Source organism: Mesorhizobium sp. NFR06 (assembly GCF_900115245.1).
Lineage (GTDB): Bacteria > Pseudomonadota > Alphaproteobacteria > Rhizobiales > Rhizobiaceae > Mesorhizobium.
The window spans coordinates 316,024-330,626 of the sequence record NZ_FOVT01000005.1; the positions used below are offsets into that span (position 1 = coordinate 316,024).

At 62.5% G+C, this 14,603-nt stretch carries 18 protein-coding genes and 3 tRNA genes; 12 read left to right on the top strand and 9 right to left on the bottom strand.

From position 1 onward, the window contains the following. Position 1: 1 nt before the first annotated feature. Both F3H96_RS12365 and F3H96_RS12370 read right to left on the bottom strand, forming a co-directional pair. Positions 2-847, bottom strand: a complete 846-nt coding sequence (locus F3H96_RS12365) for an ABC transporter permease (protein ID WP_149802013.1) — start codon at positions 845-847, stop codon at positions 2-4. Positions 848-855: 8 nt separating this feature from the next. Further along, a complete protein-coding gene (locus tag F3H96_RS12370) occupies positions 856-1,938 on the bottom strand; it encodes a spermidine/putrescine ABC transporter substrate-binding protein (protein WP_149802014.1) in 1,083 nt (360 codons plus the stop codon). A 92-nt stretch (positions 1,939-2,030) separates the two neighbouring features. On the opposite strand from F3H96_RS12370, the gene F3H96_RS12375 reads away from it, so the two are divergent. Next, positions 2,031-2,678, top strand: a complete 648-nt coding sequence (locus F3H96_RS12375) for a TetR/AcrR family transcriptional regulator (RefSeq protein WP_149802015.1) — start codon at positions 2,031-2,033, stop codon at positions 2,676-2,678. Here F3H96_RS12375 and F3H96_RS12380 read toward each other — a convergent pair. Then, entirely contained in the window at positions 2,675-2,875 is a 201-nt protein-coding gene (locus tag F3H96_RS12380; protein WP_149802016.1) for a DUF2905 domain-containing protein, read from the bottom strand. The genes F3H96_RS12375 and F3H96_RS12380 overlap by 4 nt on opposite strands. Before the next feature lie 206 nt (positions 2,876-3,081). Here F3H96_RS12380 and F3H96_RS12385 point away from each other — a divergent pair, with 206 nt between their 5' ends. Further along, a complete protein-coding gene (locus tag F3H96_RS12385; protein ID WP_149802017.1) occupies positions 3,082-3,654 on the top strand; it encodes a DUF2569 family protein in 573 nt (190 codons plus the stop codon). Between the two features lie 190 nt (positions 3,655-3,844). On the opposite strand, the gene F3H96_RS12390 is transcribed toward F3H96_RS12385, so the two are convergent. Beyond that, a tRNA-Thr gene (locus tag F3H96_RS12390) sits at positions 3,845-3,920 on the bottom strand. Positions 3,921-4,072: 152 nt separating this feature from the next. Between F3H96_RS12390 and F3H96_RS12395 the strand changes: the two genes are divergently transcribed. Both F3H96_RS12395 and F3H96_RS12400 read left to right on the top strand, forming a co-directional pair. Beyond that, positions 4,073-4,240 carry a hypothetical protein gene (locus tag F3H96_RS12395; RefSeq protein ID WP_149802018.1) on the top strand — a complete coding sequence of 56 codons (168 nt, stop codon included), beginning with the start codon at positions 4,073-4,075 and terminating at the stop codon, positions 4,238-4,240. A gap of 286 nt (positions 4,241-4,526) precedes the next feature. Continuing rightward, positions 4,527-4,844, top strand: a complete 318-nt coding sequence (locus tag F3H96_RS12400) for a BA14K family protein (RefSeq protein ID WP_149802019.1) — start codon at positions 4,527-4,529, stop codon at positions 4,842-4,844. A 70-nt stretch (positions 4,845-4,914) separates the two neighbouring features. Here the strand turns inward: F3H96_RS12400 and F3H96_RS12405 are convergent, their stop codons facing one another. Beyond that, positions 4,915-5,382 carry a hypothetical protein gene (locus F3H96_RS12405; protein ID WP_244619972.1) on the bottom strand — a complete coding sequence of 156 codons (468 nt, stop codon included), beginning with the start codon at positions 5,380-5,382 and terminating at the stop codon, positions 4,915-4,917. Between the two features lie 116 nt (positions 5,383-5,498). Between F3H96_RS12405 and F3H96_RS12410 the strand changes: the two genes are divergently transcribed. Continuing rightward, the gene (locus F3H96_RS12410) at positions 5,499-5,855 is read left to right on the top strand and encodes a hypothetical protein (RefSeq protein WP_149802021.1); all 357 of its coding nucleotides are present in this window, start codon (positions 5,499-5,501) and stop codon (positions 5,853-5,855) included. A 79-nt stretch (positions 5,856-5,934) separates the two neighbouring features. Here F3H96_RS12410 and bhcR read toward each other — a convergent pair whose 3' ends face one another. Next, a complete protein-coding gene (bhcR, locus tag F3H96_RS12415; protein ID WP_149802022.1) occupies positions 5,935-6,756 on the bottom strand; it encodes an HTH-type transcriptional regulator BhcR in 822 nt (273 codons plus the stop codon). A 203-nt stretch (positions 6,757-6,959) separates the two neighbouring features. Between bhcR and gcl the strand changes: the two genes are divergently transcribed. From gcl to F3H96_RS12430, 3 genes are read left to right on the top strand one after another with little or no spacing between them, the layout of a single operon-like run. After that, positions 6,960-8,741 (top strand): glyoxylate carboligase, encoded by a 1,782-nt coding sequence (gene gcl / locus F3H96_RS12420; protein ID WP_149802023.1) that lies wholly within the window; start codon positions 6,960-6,962, stop codon positions 8,739-8,741. A gap of 57 nt (positions 8,742-8,798) precedes the next feature. Next, the gene (hyi, locus tag F3H96_RS12425) at positions 8,799-9,596 is read left to right on the top strand and encodes a hydroxypyruvate isomerase (protein ID WP_149802024.1); all 798 of its coding nucleotides are present in this window, start codon (positions 8,799-8,801) and stop codon (positions 9,594-9,596) included. A gap of 41 nt (positions 9,597-9,637) precedes the next feature. Next, positions 9,638-10,618 (top strand): 2-hydroxy-3-oxopropionate reductase, encoded by a 981-nt coding sequence (locus F3H96_RS12430; protein WP_348530059.1) that lies wholly within the window; start codon positions 9,638-9,640, stop codon positions 10,616-10,618. Positions 10,619-10,736: 118 nt separating this feature from the next. Here F3H96_RS12430 and F3H96_RS12435 read toward each other — a convergent pair whose 3' ends face one another. Then, positions 10,737-11,594, bottom strand: a complete 858-nt coding sequence (locus F3H96_RS12435) for an RNA methyltransferase (protein ID WP_149802026.1) — start codon at positions 11,592-11,594, stop codon at positions 10,737-10,739. 200 nt (positions 11,595-11,794) lie between these two features. Between F3H96_RS12435 and F3H96_RS12440 the strand changes: the two genes are divergently transcribed. Then, a tRNA-Tyr gene (locus F3H96_RS12440) sits at positions 11,795-11,879 on the top strand. Positions 11,880-11,965: 86 nt separating this feature from the next. Continuing rightward, a tRNA-Gly gene (locus tag F3H96_RS12445) sits at positions 11,966-12,039 on the top strand. Positions 12,040-12,112: 73 nt separating this feature from the next. On the opposite strand, the gene F3H96_RS12450 is transcribed toward F3H96_RS12445, so the two are convergent. Continuing rightward, the gene (locus F3H96_RS12450; RefSeq protein ID WP_149802027.1) at positions 12,113-12,568 is read right to left on the bottom strand and encodes a YidB family protein; all 456 of its coding nucleotides are present in this window, start codon (positions 12,566-12,568) and stop codon (positions 12,113-12,115) included. 130 nt (positions 12,569-12,698) lie between these two features. Between F3H96_RS12450 and F3H96_RS12455 the strand changes: the two genes are divergently transcribed. Continuing rightward, positions 12,699-12,956, top strand: coding sequence for a GlsB/YeaQ/YmgE family stress response membrane protein (locus tag F3H96_RS12455; RefSeq protein WP_149802028.1), 258 nt, complete (start codon positions 12,699-12,701; stop codon positions 12,954-12,956). Positions 12,957-13,026: 70 nt separating this feature from the next. Here the strand turns inward: F3H96_RS12455 and F3H96_RS12460 are convergent, their stop codons facing one another. After that, positions 13,027-13,914, bottom strand: coding sequence for a DMT family transporter (locus tag F3H96_RS12460; protein ID WP_149802029.1), 888 nt, complete (start codon positions 13,912-13,914; stop codon positions 13,027-13,029). A 228-nt stretch (positions 13,915-14,142) separates the two neighbouring features. Here F3H96_RS12460 and F3H96_RS12465 point away from each other — a divergent pair. Beyond that, on the top strand, positions 14,143-14,603 hold a 461-nt coding region (locus tag F3H96_RS12465), incomplete at its 3' end, for a GTP-binding protein (protein WP_149802030.1).

Here is a 14,603-nt window from a genome sequence, read left to right on the forward strand (position 1 = left end):
GTCAGGCCCGCTCGATCTTCAACCAGCGCGCGCAGGCGAGGTAGGCGACGGTCACCACTGCCATCAGGATGATCGACAGCGCCGAGGCCAGCGGGAAATCGCCGCGGCGACCGATCTGCATCATGACGAGCTGCGGCATCACCAGCTCGTTGTTGCCGCCGAGGATCTGCGGGGTGATGTAGTCGCCGATGCAAAGCACGAAGGTGAGGAAGGCGCCAACCATGATGCCGGGCAAGGTCAGCGGCAGCACGACATGCAGGAATATGCGCACTGGCCCGGCGCCGAGATCGGCGGCGGCCTTGCGGTAGCTCGGGCTGAGCTGCTTGAGATTGGCGAAGATCGTCAGCGTCAGCAGCATGACGAAGAAGTGCACGAAGCCGGTGACGGTGGCGAAGCGGGTATTGGCGAGCTGCAGTGGTTCGCCGATCAGGCCGATGTCGGTCAACGCCCGGTTGATGACGCCGTTCTGCGCCAGCACCAGCAGCCACGAATAGGAGCGCACGACATAGGACGTCCAGAACGGCAGCACGGCCAGCATCAGCGCCAGCCGCTGCCAGCGTTCCGGCACCATCTCGGCGAGGATCCAGGCGAACGGGTAGGCGAGCAGGATCGAGACGGCGGTGACGATCGCCGTCACCTCCAGCGAGTTCACCATCGCGCGCCAGTAGGATGGGTCGGTGAAGAACTGGCTGTAATTGGCCAGCGTGAAGGCGCCGCCTTCATGCGCCGTCAGGCTCGACAGCCCCATGGCGATGAAGGGCAGCACGAAGAAGAGAAGCGTCCATGCCAGCGCCGGCGTGACCAGCGCCCAGGGCAGGGCACGCGAATTGTCTCCTGCAACGCTCATCGGCCGATTTACTGCGCCTGCAGCATTGCGGTCCACATATCCTGCATCTTCTTGTCGAGATCGGCGCTCGGCGCCGGATAGGCCTGGGCCCGGGCGAGGAAGCCCGGCTGCTCGTCGAAGCGCAGAATCTTCTTCTGGTCGTCGGTGAGCGCAGCCTTCTTGTTCGACGGCATGCCCCAGTAGCAGGACGAGGTCGCAAGCCGCGCCTGGCCTTCCGGGCTCATGATGTACTCGATGAATTTCAGCGCCATGTCCTTGTTCTTGGAATCCTTGAACATGGCGAGCGACTGCGACCACAGCACCGCGCCCTCTTTCGGGATCGAGAAGTCGAGCGCCGGGTTTTCCTTGGCAAGGCCCGCCGTGACCCACTCACCGCCGCCGACCAGTATGTCGACCTCGCCGGTCGCCAAGGCGGTCTGGCTGGCGGTGACCTCGCCGACCAGCTTGGCATTGGTCTTCATCTTGAGCAGCTCGGCCTTCAGCGCCGGCAGGTCGGCTTCGGTGAGGTCAGCCGTCTTCTTGCCGATGGCCAAAGCCGCCATGCCGATGACCGGCAAGTAGTAATCGTAGATGGCGATCTTGCCCTTGTATTTATCGCTGGTCAGCGAGGCCAGCGACTGCATGTCGGCCGGATCAACCTTGGTCTTGTTGAAGCCGATCGTGTTGTAGCCGAACTTTTCGGTGATGCCGTAGCGCTTGCCGTCGACGATGGTGGACTTGTCCATCTTCACTTCAGGGAAGAGGTCGGCGAAGGGCAGTTTGTCCTCGGGAAGCGGCTCGAACAGGCCTTTCTCGACGCCGCGCGGCACGTCGATGGAATCGATCACCATCACGTCCCAGTCGCCGGGCTGCGATTGGTCGACGATGGCAAGCCCCGCGCCGGTGCCCTCGAACTCCTTGACGTTGACCTTGACGTTGTTGGCCTCCTCGAAGGGCTGCAGCAGCGCCGGATCGGAGTGATCGCACCAGATCAGCGCGTTCAGATCGGCGGCCTTGGCGCCACCCGCCGCGATGAGCAGCGCCACGGCCGCGCAGGCGCCGGCGAGGCTGGACTTCAAAGTGGAAAGCGGATTCCGGGCATTGGTAGTCATCGAGTGTTCTCCCTGCCTTGCTGGCTTGTTGGAGAAAACTTGAACCAATTCTAAAATTGAGTCAATTATGATTTTCTGGCAAAGGGACCGATATGAGCGGATTGCGCGAGAGGCAGAAAGCGGACCGGCACCGCCGCATCATCGAGGCGGCGGCAGAGCTGTTCCGCGAGGTCGGCTATGAAGGCGCCAAGATCGAGGCGATCGCCGCGCAGGCGGAAGTGTCGATCGGAACCATCTACAACTACTACCAGAACAAGGGCGACATTCTCGGCGCCATCGTGTCCCTCGAAGTCAACGAGGTGCTGAATGCCGGGCGAGGGGTGGTAGCCAGCCCGCCGGCCAATGTCGGCGACGCGCTGGATACGCTCATCGGCATCTATATCGAGCACTCGCTCAATTACCTGAGCAAGGAGATGTGGCGGCAGGCAATGGCAATCTCGACGCAACTGCCCGACAGCCCTTTCGGCCTGGCCTACACCGGGCTCGACCGCGCGCTGACCGAGCAGATAAGGGCGCTCATCGCACGCCTGCAGGAGATCGGCCTCGTGCGCCCAGACATTGACGGCCCGGCGGTGGGCGAGCTCATCTTCAACAACATGAACATGATGTTCATCGAGTTCGTGAAACACGACGAGGCGAGGATACCGGAGCTGCGGGCGGCGATCAGGCGGCAGAACCGGATCTTGGTGGCGGCGATCGGGGGCGTGACGCCAGGAGCGAGCAGAAGAACGTGCCCCTAGCGATTGATCAACCATAGGATGGCTGAGAGCACGATACTGATCAGTATTCCCGTGGTGATGGAAACGTAGAGCCTGAAGTTCTCGCGCTCGATCACGATATCGCCGGGAAGCCTGCCAAGGCCGATCCGGGTCAGCCAGGGCCACAGCAGGCCCATAGCAATTATGCTGAGGCCAACGACGATCAGTGTGCGCGACATGGCAGCATCCTGCCGGAACAGCATCTTGCTGGAATATAGGGCGGTGGCTCTTGCCGGCAGGGCTGGGTTCGAAGCCTGCTCTGCCTTTTCGGCTATCGGGCGACTTTGCCGCCTGGACCGCGAAGGCGCTTTACTTCCCGAGATTGTCCCTTGAGTTGAGATTGAAATCTGTTACAATCTAAAGTAGAATGCAGGGGGAGGATTGAATGGGGACGTTTTCTATCTGGCACTGGGCGATCGTGCTGCTGCTGATCGGCGTGCCTGTTTTCTTTGCTGTTCGCTCGGCGATCAAGCCGTCAGCGAATCCGAACGGCTTGGTAGGGTTTGGCGGTTGGCTCATGCTCCTGGCAATCGGGCAGGTCTTGTCGCCGTTCCGCACGCTGACTGAGCTTTTCTCCTCGAGCGAGGGTTACCAGCAGCTCATGCCGCTGCCCAACGGCCCTTTGGCCGTCTGTGGCGAAATCGTGCTGTTGCTGGCGTTTGCGGTGCTTCAGGTGGTCGCTCTGTTCGCAATGCTGCGGCGTAGCCCTCGCTTCAAGCGGCTGTTCCTTTACCAGTGGATTGCGATTCCCGTCGTGTTCGTCCTCGATGCTGTTTGGACTTCGACCGTTCTCGGCGTTTCAATCAGCCGGATCCTGGCAGGAGATATGATGGTCACAGTCATCGCATCGTTTGCAGCGACCGGGATTTGGGTCGTCTATGTCTACAAATCCGTCCGGGTGAGAAACACGTTCGACAGAGCCGCGGCGACTGAGCAGATCGCGTCTGCCTTTCAGTAGGAGCAGAGGTCAGCTCTTCGAATACGGCTGAGTTTCGCGCCTCGGCCGAATTTGGCTCGAGCCGTCAGCAATCCTCCTTCGGCCAGGCGTCGGAGGACACATCTTCGTCTAACGATCTTCGGGTGGCCTGTCATCCGAAGCCCGAAGAGCGAAGGGGTGGCCTGCCATCCGAAGCTCGAAGAGCGAAGGATGGTGCCCCCGGCAGGGATCGAACCCGCGACCTTCGGTTTACAAAACCGCTGCTCTACCAGCTGAGCTACAAGGGCACAGCGCTCCGGTAGCACATTTGGTGCGCCAGTAAAGACAAAACTCCGTTTTGGATTGCCAATGGATCGAGCTGCTTAGCCGGCCTGCTGAAATGCGGCGTGCCGCTTCCTACATTTCTCTTCAGGTGCAATCGCACCATACGAGGTGCCGCATGATCAGATTCGTCATCATCCTGCCGCTCATCGTCGTGACCTGGCTTCTGCTGGTAAAGGCCATCAGCGACCTGAAGAAGGCCAATATCGACTGGACCGGCGTCGCCACCTTCATCGGCTTCATCGTGCTCGCCTTCTGGCTGCGCCATGTGATGGGGATGGGGTAAGGGAGTGAATGGTGAAGGGCGGACGCCTTTTGACCCATTCACTATTCACATTCGCCATCACCACCATCATCACATGCCCGGTGGCCGTGGCACCACAATCACCACCACCACGGCAAGGTGATCATCTTCTTTTGACGAGAAGGCGATAGGCAACCGGAGGCGGGAGAAAAGGCCTGGAAAGTCGCTCGCGAAAAAATCAAAAAATCTTCGAACCTTTCTCCGGCCCGCCGCGACCCATGATCAAGAGGCGGATGGTTCGCCTCTCCACTGAAACCAGGAGATCGTCATGCTCAAGCGCACCATCGTTTCCGGCCTCATCGCCACCACCGTCGCCGCCGGCTCGCTCGTCGGCACCGTCCAGCCTTCGGCCGCCCACGACCACCATCATCGCCGCGAACTCGGCATCGGCATCGCCGCCGGCGTCGGCGGTTTCGTTCTCGGCAGCCTGCTCGCCCAGCAGCAGCCCCGCACCGTCTATGTCGAGGACGACGGTTACGAAGGGTCCTGGCACGTCCGTCGCTGCATGGCCCGCTACGCCAGCTATGATCCGGGTTCGAACACCTACATCGGCTATGACGGCTACCCGCATTATTGCCACCTCTAAAAACGAGGGCGACCGTCTCGGCAATCCAGAAGAGGGGGCTGCGCGGCCCCTTTTTCGTCCGTTTGATCGGTTACGATTTCTTCGACTCGATCGACAGTCCGGCCATGCGGCAGGCGTCGCCGACGAGAATCCCGCTATCCGGCCTTTCGTCGCCCATCGCGACGAGGTCGAAGCTATTCCCGGCGTCCGGGTAGATCCTGGCAATGAAAGGTTTGTCGCCGCCTGTGCCGTTGGCAGCGTCTTTGTCATCGACAGAGCCGCACACCACGATCTCCTGGCGTCCGTTCAGCGTCCGCTCGCCGGCCAGCATCGCCCCGAACCTCGCGCCCAGAGGGTTTTTCAGATGCTGGCGGACACCTGTTGTGATGATCTCCTCCAGGGCCAGCGACATCGGCATGGGATCGACACGCTGGCCGCCGGCATCCGGCGGCGGTGCCGCCGCCACGCATCCGCAAAGGGAAGCGGCGGATAGGAGGTAAACAGTTTTCCGCATCCGTGCCCTTTCGCATGCATTCGAATGCCGCGGCAAGACGGTCAAGTCGGGCGTCCAGCGATGCTGTGGCCGGTCGGCTCCATTTGAGCAACCAACGATGTACAGCAATTTTACAAGCGTTTAGTCTGGCTTTGACGCGCCAGTCGAGGGGGGAGGGTAGCTTGGACAACCAGGATCCCAAGGAAGAACGGGTCGAACCGGTTTTCCGCAACGGCACCATCACCATCGTCGGCATCCTGCTTGCGTTTTCGCTAGGCTTCATCACTCATTGGGCGGCAAACCCGATCCCGTGGCAGACCTACCATCTGATTGCCGTCCTGCCGATCTTAGTCGGTATTGCGCTGCAGATGCGGGCGCTTGCCATTCTGCTCGACATCAAATCCCTGCAGCGAAGCATTCATGATCGCGCCAGTCGGATATTCATCACCGGCCTCATCTTGGCGGCCTGTGGCGTCGGGCTGGCGATCCTGCTCGATTTCTTCGACATAGCAGCCAAGAGTGCGCTGCCCGGCGCATGACTCCGAAAAATCGGCTCGGATTTTTGCCTCGCTGACCTCCGGTTCGGAAAGGACCATGCGCAAAACAAAGTGGTCTTGATCAGCCTGCTCTCACGCCGCCGATCATTTTCGTCACTTCCCCCGCGGCGTCGCGCACCATCGGACCGATCTCTGCCAGCCGCTCGGGCGTGACCCGCACCGTCGGGCCGGACACCGAAACGCCGCCGATCGGCTCGCCATACTCGTCGAAGATGGCGGCGGCCACGCAGCGCATGCCGGGGTGGCGCTCCTCGTCGTCGACCGACCAGCCGCGATGCTTGATGGTCGCCAGATCGTGGGCGAGCGCGGAGATGTCGGAAAGCGTCTTGTCGGTGTAGCGCTGCAGGCCTGCCTTGCGCAGGATGGCGGCGACCCGTTCCGGCTCGAGATGCGCCAGCACGGCCTTGCCGATGCCCGAGGCATGGAAGGGGCTCCGCGTGCCCGGACGGAAGAAGGCGCGGATCGCCTGATGCGTCTCGACCTGGCTGACGAAGACGACGCAATCGTCTTCGGCGACACCGAGATTGGCGGTTTCGCCGGTCCTTTCCATCAGCTCCTGCATGACGATGCGGGCGCGGTCGACAAGCTTGCGCCGGCGCAGGAAGGCCGCGCCCATGCGGTAGGTCTCGACGCCGACCGACCAGAGCTGGTCGGTCGTATCGAACTCGACCATGCCGTGATTTTCCAGCGTCGTCAGCATGCGATAAGCTGTGGAGGCGGCAATGCCGCTTTGCGCCGCAATTTCACTCAGTGACAAGCCGCTGGCCTCGGCGACGATCGCGAGAATCCGCAGCGCCCTATCGAGCGACTGCACCGACGCCGCTTCGGATGGACCATTGAAGGCGCGCGGCCGGCCGCGCTGGCGTTTCTCGGTGTTTTCCATGCCGTGCACTTTCGCTGATTTCTGGCGAGACGCAATGGAAAAGTTTTTCATCGATGTGGCGGAGCGATTTTCTGGAAAACGGAAAATGACGGAAAATCAATTGCTAAAAGCCGTTTTCTCGAAATGAAAAAATATTCTGAAAAAATTGAAAAATTGAGAGCGCGCTGGCATTCTCAAGCCGACCAACGAAATGGAGGCTTGCCATGGCCAGGATGCGCGCTGTCGATGCGGCGGTTCTCGTTCTCGAAAAGGAAGGCATCACCAATGCCTTCGGCGTGCCGGGCGCGGCGATCAACCCGCTCTATTCGGCGCTGAAGGCGCGCGGCACCGTTCGCCACGTTCTGGCGCGCCATGTCGAAGGCGCCTCGCACATGGCCGAAGGCTTTACGCGGGCCAAGGCCGGCAATATCGGACTCTGCATCGGCACCTCGGGTCCGGCCGGCACCGACATGATCACCGGCCTCTATTCGGCCTCGGCGGATTCGATCCCCATCCTTTGCATCACCGGCCAGGCGCCGCGCGCGCGCCTCAACAAGGAAGATTTCCAGGCCGTCGACATCGCTTCGATCGCAGCGCCCGTTGCCAAATGGGCGGTCACGGTCATGGAGCCCTATCTGGTGCCGATGGCGCTGCAGAAGGCGTTCCACCTGATGCGCTCCTCGCGGCCGGGACCGGTGCTGATCGACCTGCCGCTCGATGTTCAGCTTGCCGAGATCGAGTTCGACATCGAGGCCTACGAGCCGCTCTCCGTCTTCAAGCCGGCGATCACGCGCGCCCAGGCCGAGAAGGCGCTGGCGATGCTCAACGAAGCGGAACGGCCGCTGATCGTGGCCGGTGGCGGCATCATCAATGCCGATGCTTCGGACCTTTTGATCGAGTTCGCAGAAGTCACCGGCGTGCCGGTCATCCCGACGCTGATGGGCTGGGGCGCGATCCCCGACGACCATTGGCTGATGGCCGGCATGTGCGGCCTGCAGACCTCGCATCTCTACGGCAACGCGACGATGCTGGCATCGGACTTCGTCTTCGGCATCGGCAACCGCTGGGCCAACCGCCACACCGGCTCGGTCGACGTCTACACCAAGGGCAAGAAATTCATCCATGTCGACATCGAACCCACCCAGATCGGCCGCGTCTTCGCGCCGGATCTCGGCCTGGTCTCGGATGCCGGCGCCGCGCTGAAGATATTGCTCGACGTCGCCACGGAATGGCGCACGGCAGGCAAGCTGCGCGACTGGTCCGGCTGGGCCAGGGAATGCCAACAGCGCAAGAAGACGATGAAGCGCAAGACGCATTTCGAGCAGGTGCCGCTGAAGCCGCAGCGCGTCTATGAGGAGATGAACAAGGCGTTCGCCCGCGAAACCACCTATGTCACCACCATCGGCCTGTCGCAGATCGCCGGCGCGCAGTTCCTGCATGTCTACAAGCCGCGCAACTGGATCAATTGCGGTCAGGCCGGCCCGCTCGGCTGGACGCTGCCGGCGGCGCTCGGCGTGCGCGCCGCCGATCCCGATCGCGATATCGTCGCGCTTTCCGGCGACTACGACTTCCAGTTCATGATCGAGGAACTGGCGGTCGGCGCGCAGCACAAGCTGCCTTACATCCACGTCGTCGTGAACAATGCCTATCTCGGCCTGATCCGCCAGGCGCAGCGCGGCTTTTCGATGGATTACGAGGTGAGCCTTGCCTTCGAGAACGTCAACCGGGTGGGCGATCCGGAGGCAGGCTACGGCGTCGACCATGTCGCGGTCGCCGAGGCGATGGGCTGCAAGGCGGTCCGCGTGCGCAAACCGGAGGAGTTTGCCGCCGCTTTCAAGGAGGCCCGGCGGCTGATGAAGGAGCATCAGGTTCCGGTCGTGCTCGAATTCATCCTCGAGCGCGTCACCAACATTTCCATGGGCACGGAAATCGACAAGATCACGGAATTCGAGGAACTTGCCGAACGCAATGAGGATGCGCCGACGGCCATCATGATGTTGGACTAGACCTGCTGCCTGACCTGAGCCTCAATACGCTTAGGCAGAACAGGAAGGAGAGAAAGAATGCCGCGTTTTTCAGCCAATCTTTCGATGCTCTTCGGCGAGCACGAGTTCCTCGACCGCTTCGATGCCGCGGCACGTGCCGGCTTCAAGGGCGTCGAGTATATCGGCCCCTACGACCATGCGCCCGATGTCGTCGCCGCGCGCCTCAAGAAGAACGGCCTCAACCAGGTTCTCTTCAACCTGCCGGCCGGCGACTGGGCGAAGGGCGAGCGCGGCATTGCCGTGCTCCCAGACCGTGTGCCGGAGTTCCGCCAGGGTGTCGCCAAGGCGATCAGTTACGCTCACGCCCTGGGTTGCGAGCAGATCAACTGCCTGGCCGGCATCGCGCCACAGGGCGCCGACCGAACCGTGCTGGAAAACGTTTTTGCCGAAAACCTCGCCTTCGCGGCCGAGAAACTGGAGCAGGCCGGCATCAGGCTGTTGATCGAGCCGATCAACACCCGCGATATCCCCGGCTTCTTCCTGAACCATTCCGACCAGGCGCTGGCGCTGATCGATCGCATCGGCTCGAAGAACATCTATTTGCAATACGATATCTACCACATGCAGATCATGGAGGGGGATCTCGCCCGCACCATCGAGGCGAACCTCGGCCGCATCGCGCATATCCAGCTTGCGGACAATCCCGGCCGTCACGAGCCGGGGACGGGCGAGATCAACTATCCTTTCCTCTACGACCACATCGACCGCCTCGGCTATTCCGGCTGGGTCGGCGCCGAATACAAGCCGAAGTCCGGCACCGAAGCCGGGCTCGGCTGGTTCAAAGAGTTCGCCGGGCAGGGGAGCGCTGCCGCTTAGGGCCGGCGACGAAGCTTCCAATCTCCCCACCTGTGGGGGAGATGGCCGGCAGGCCAGAGGGGGGCGCGAAGGAACGCGACCTCGATAAATTGATGGAGATACAAATGGAGACCATCGGTTTCATCGGACTGGGCATTATGGGCGCGCCGATGGCGGGGCATCTGCTCGACGCCGGCTATGCGGTCGTCGCCAGCGACCATCGCTCCAAGCCGCCGGCAGACCTGCTCGCCAAGGGGCTGAAGACCGTCACCGGCCACGACACGGTGGCCAAGGCGGCCGACATCATCATCACCATGGTCCCGGACACGCCGCAGGTCGCCGATGTGCTGTTCGGCGAGAACGGCGTCGCCTTGGGCCTGTCCAAGGGCAAGCTCGTCATCGACATGAGCTCGATCTCGCCGATCGAAACCAAGGAATTCGCCAGGAAGATCAACGATCTCGGCTGCGATTATCTCGACGCCCCGGTCTCCGGCGGCGAGGTCGGGGCCAAGGCGGCCTCGCTCACCATCATGGTCGGCGGCGAGGAAAAGGCCTTCGAGCGCGCGAAACCGGTATTCGATAAGATGGGCAAGAACATCACCCTGGTAGGCCCGAACGGCGTCGGTCAGACGACCAAGGTCGCCAACCAGATCGTCGTTGCGCTCACCATCGAAGCCGTCGGAGAGGCGCTCGTTTTCGCCTCCAAGGCCGGCGCCGATCCCGCCAAGGTCAGGCAGGCGCTGATGGGCGGACTTGCCGCCTCGCGCATCCTGGAAGTGCATGGCGAGCGCATGATCAAACGCACCTTCGCGCCGGGCTTCCGTATCGAATTGCACCAGAAGGACCTCAATCTGGCGCTGGAAGGCGCGAAGGCGCTTGGCGTCTCGTTGCCCAACACCTCGACCACGCAGCAGCTGTTCAATTCCTGCGCCGCCAATGGCGGGGCCAAGGAAGATCACTCGGCGCTGGTCAGGGCGCTGGAGCGCATGGCGGCGCATGAGGTTGGCGATGGAGCAACGAAAGCCAAGGGCAAGGCGGCTTAGGTCAGGAGTAGGCGGCTCAACGTTCCCACGCCGCCTGCTCTTTTCCTGTCAGAGAACGGGTTCCTGCGTTGCTCGCCGGAACCCGTTTTCGCTTCGGTGCCCAAGCCCTGGTCCGGGCTCAGCGCTTCAGAAATGCGTTCGCCGCGTAGAGGCTGACCGCCGCCGCGTTCGACACGTTGAGCGAGTGGATGGCGCCTGGCATGTCCAGGCGGGCGAGCGCGGTCACCGTCTCGCGGGTCTTCTGGCGCAGGCCCTTGCCTTCCGCGCCCAGCACCAGCGCGATTTTCGCGCCGCCGAAGGTCTGTTCGAGCTCGGCCGGCCCTTCGGAATCGAGCCCGATGGTCTGGAAGCCGGCTTCGTGCAACTGTCCCAGCGCATCGGCGAGGTTCTTCACCTCGATCTGGTCGATATGCTCCAGCGCGCCGGAGGCTGATTTCGCCAGCACACCGGATTCCTGCGGGCTGTGGCGGGCGGTGGTGATCAGCGCACCGGCGCCGAAGGCGACCGCGGAACGCAGGATGGCGCCGACATTGTGCGGGTCGGTCACCTGGTCCAGCACCAGCACCAGCCTGGTGTCGCCGAGCGCGTCGAGGCGCTTCGGCCTGAGCGGCTCGGCTTCGATCAGCACGCCCTGATGCACGGCGTCCGACCCGGTGATGCGGTCGATGTCCTTCGGCTCGACCAGTTCGGCCTTGAACGGCAGGGCTGCGAGATCGCCGATCGCCAGCCGTTCGGCGGCGTTGCGTGTGACCAGCATTTTCCTGACCTTGCGCCGCGGGTTGTCGAGCGCCGCGCGCACCGTGTGCAGGCCATAAAGCCGCACCAGCCCGTCGCCGGGGGCTTCGCCCGGCGGCACAGGGTGACGAGGCCGGAATGCCGGGGCACCGCCCGCCTTTTGGTCGCGGTGCGCGCGCCGCAGTTTGGCGTAGTGGGTGTCCTTGCGCGTGCCGGGCTTGTTGCTTTTATCGTCGCTCATGCCGGCCTCTATAGCCGTCCTGCCCGGCTAAGGATATGGGCTGCCGAAATGAATGCCGAACATCCTCGAAAAACCCTCGTAACGCCGGTTGACACCCACCGGCCTTGCCGCCATAAGGCGCTTCGCTGATTTCGGAGAAGATCCTTACTCGGGCTCCGGATCGGCGCGAATGCCTCGTTGCATGGCTCCGGCGGCAGACTGGAGAGGTGCCCGAGTGGTTAAAGGGGACGGACTGTAAATCCGTTGGCTTAGCCTACGTTGGTTCGAATCCAACCCTCTCCACCACTGCCGGACCGGATGCCCTGAAACGAAAGTCTCGGACCGAAAGTGCATGGCGCTTTTCGGGTGAATCCGGTACTTCAGTGTAAGGCGCGGGTATAGCTCAGTGGTAGAGCAGCAGCCTTCCAAGCTGAATATGCGGGTTCGATTCCCGCTACCCGCTCCAGATTTCCTCCTCGCATGCTCCAAAGAAAACGCCGCGCGCCGTGGCCCGCAGCGTTTCCATTTCGTCCAGCCGCCTAGCTGTTGAAGGCCGAGGCGACCTGATGGTTCTGCGGCACCTGGCCGTTCGGCGTCAGCTTGTCGACGATGCCGGGCAGCGCCGTGGAGAGTTGCTGCAGCAGTTCCTGCTCGTTGAGGCCTGTGCGCTGTGCGATCTCGCGGATCACCGCCGGCCCAAGCGCGGAGCCGAGATCATTGGCGTTGATCGGCTGGTTCTGACCGGTGCCAACCCAGGAGTCGGCGACGTTGCCATGGCCGGCGTCCTTCAGCTTGTCGAGCAGGCCGCCGAGACCGCCGAGCAGCCCGCCATCGGCCGAGGCGTCGGTTCCCGCGGGCGTCGGCGCCGGCGCTTGCGGCGCGGCCGGATCTTCGCTTCTGCCGCTCAGCATCTTGCCGACCAGCAGCGCGCCGAGCGCGATCATCAGGGGTTTGGTGATATTGCCGCCCGGAACGGCATTGTCGAAAAGGCCCATCGTGGATCTCCTTGTCAAGCCAAGTCCGCCTGGCTCCAGAATGGCGCAAACGGGCGGAATTTCAACCTGCCTTGAGCTTTTGACAATCATATGAAAATGATTGGGACAGCGGGGGAATTTGGAGGGAACTATGGGCATCATCAGCTGGATCATTCTCGGCATCGTCGCCGGGTTCATCGGCAGCAAGATCGTCAACAAGACCGGTCAGGGCATGATCATGGATATCGTGCTCGGCATCGTCGGGGCCATCGTCGGCGGCGTGATCTTCAGCGCCTTCGGTGCATCGGGCGTCACCGGCCTCAACATCTACAGCCTGATCGTGGCCGTGATTGGCTCGGTCGTCGTGCTCTGGGCGTATCACCAGTTTTCCGGCAAGCGCACGCTGTAGCGCGAAGGCGAATGTCCGTCGTTCGGCTGAGGTCGGTCTGCGGGGACCGGCCTGGGCTGGGTTTACGTCATCAGGCGACCATGGCCAGTCGGCGCCTTCTTTCGTCGAGCGAGACGATCGCCAGGCCGCTGGCCATCACCAGCAGGATGCCGCAGACGGCAAGCGCGTTGGGAAACTGTCCGAACACCAGCAAGCCGGAAATCACCGCCCAGACGGTGAAGCAGTAATAGAAGGGCGCGACCGCGCTCGTCGGCCCGATCCTGTAAGCCATGAAGATGAAGAAATGGCCGAAGATCAGGAAGAGCCCGGCTCCCGCTATCAGAAGCAAATGACGTCCCTCGGGCATCACCCATCGCTCCGAGACAAGGTGCGCAGCGCCTGAGCCGATGAGCACCACCACGACCGCGGATATGGCAACGATCATGCCGGGCACGTCAGCGCCGACCTTGCGGCCGGCAAGGTCTCGCACCGCCGCGAAGGCCGCATTGCCGAGCGCCAGCAGGGCATAGACCGAAATGCCCTGCATGGTAGGCTGCGCCACCATGAGCGCCCCGACAAAGCCAAGACCGATCAGCGCCATGCGCGTGGCACCGATCCTTTCGCCGAACACCATCGAGGAGCCGACGAGCACGATGAGCGGCGTGACCTGTCCGAGCGCGGTGGAATCCGCGATCTGCATGTTGGCCAAGGCGACCACATAGCAGAGGATCGCCAGGAGCTCGAACAGGTTCCGGCGCAGCACCTTGCGCTCGAAGAGCAGGGGGACCTGCCTTGCATAACCCAGCATCAAAAGCAGCGGCACGCCCCAGAGCGTGGCGGCCGCGCCGCGCAGCAGGAGCACTTCATAGGGCGGCAGCCCGGCGGTCGCGAGCTTCATCATCGTGTCGTTGACGAGATAGGACCCCGTCGAGACGATCATGAACAGCGGACCGCGGATATTTGCTGGAATGAACTGCATGCGGCGAACAAGATCAGAGCGGCGCCGCGGCGGCAATGGGCCAGCCCCGGAGCCTTTGATTGCGCACGCGGCATCCCTATATCCGCGCCACATCCCACTGAAATCGACCATCGGTTCGGTCGAGCGGGAATCCGCTCAGCCACAAGGCACTTGTGTTTTTCGGCCGTTGTCGCTAATCGCCCCGCATTCGACTGAACTGAAGGTCAAGGCCGTCCAAGGAAAGAGACTATGGCAAAAGGTAAATTCGAGCGCACCAAGCCGCATGTGAACATTGGCACGATCGGCCACGTCGATCATGGCAAGACGTCGCTGACGGCGGCGATCACGAAGTTTTTTGGCGAATACAAGCGCTATGACCAGATCGACGCGGCGCCGGAAGAGAAGGCGCGCGGCATCACCATTTCGACGGCGCATGTCGAGTATGAGACGGCCAACCGTCACTACGCCCATGTCGACTGCCCCGGCCACGCCGACTATGTGAAGAACATGATCACCGGCGCCGCGCAGATGGACGGCGCGATCCTGGTGGTGTCGGCCGCCGACGGCCCGATGCCGCAGACCCGCGAGCACATCCTGCTGGCCCGCCAGGTCGGCGTGCCGTCGATCGTGGTGTTCCTCAACAAGGTCGACCAGGTCGACGACGCCGAGCTGCTGGAGCTGGTCGAGCTCGAGGTTCGCGAGCTTCTGTC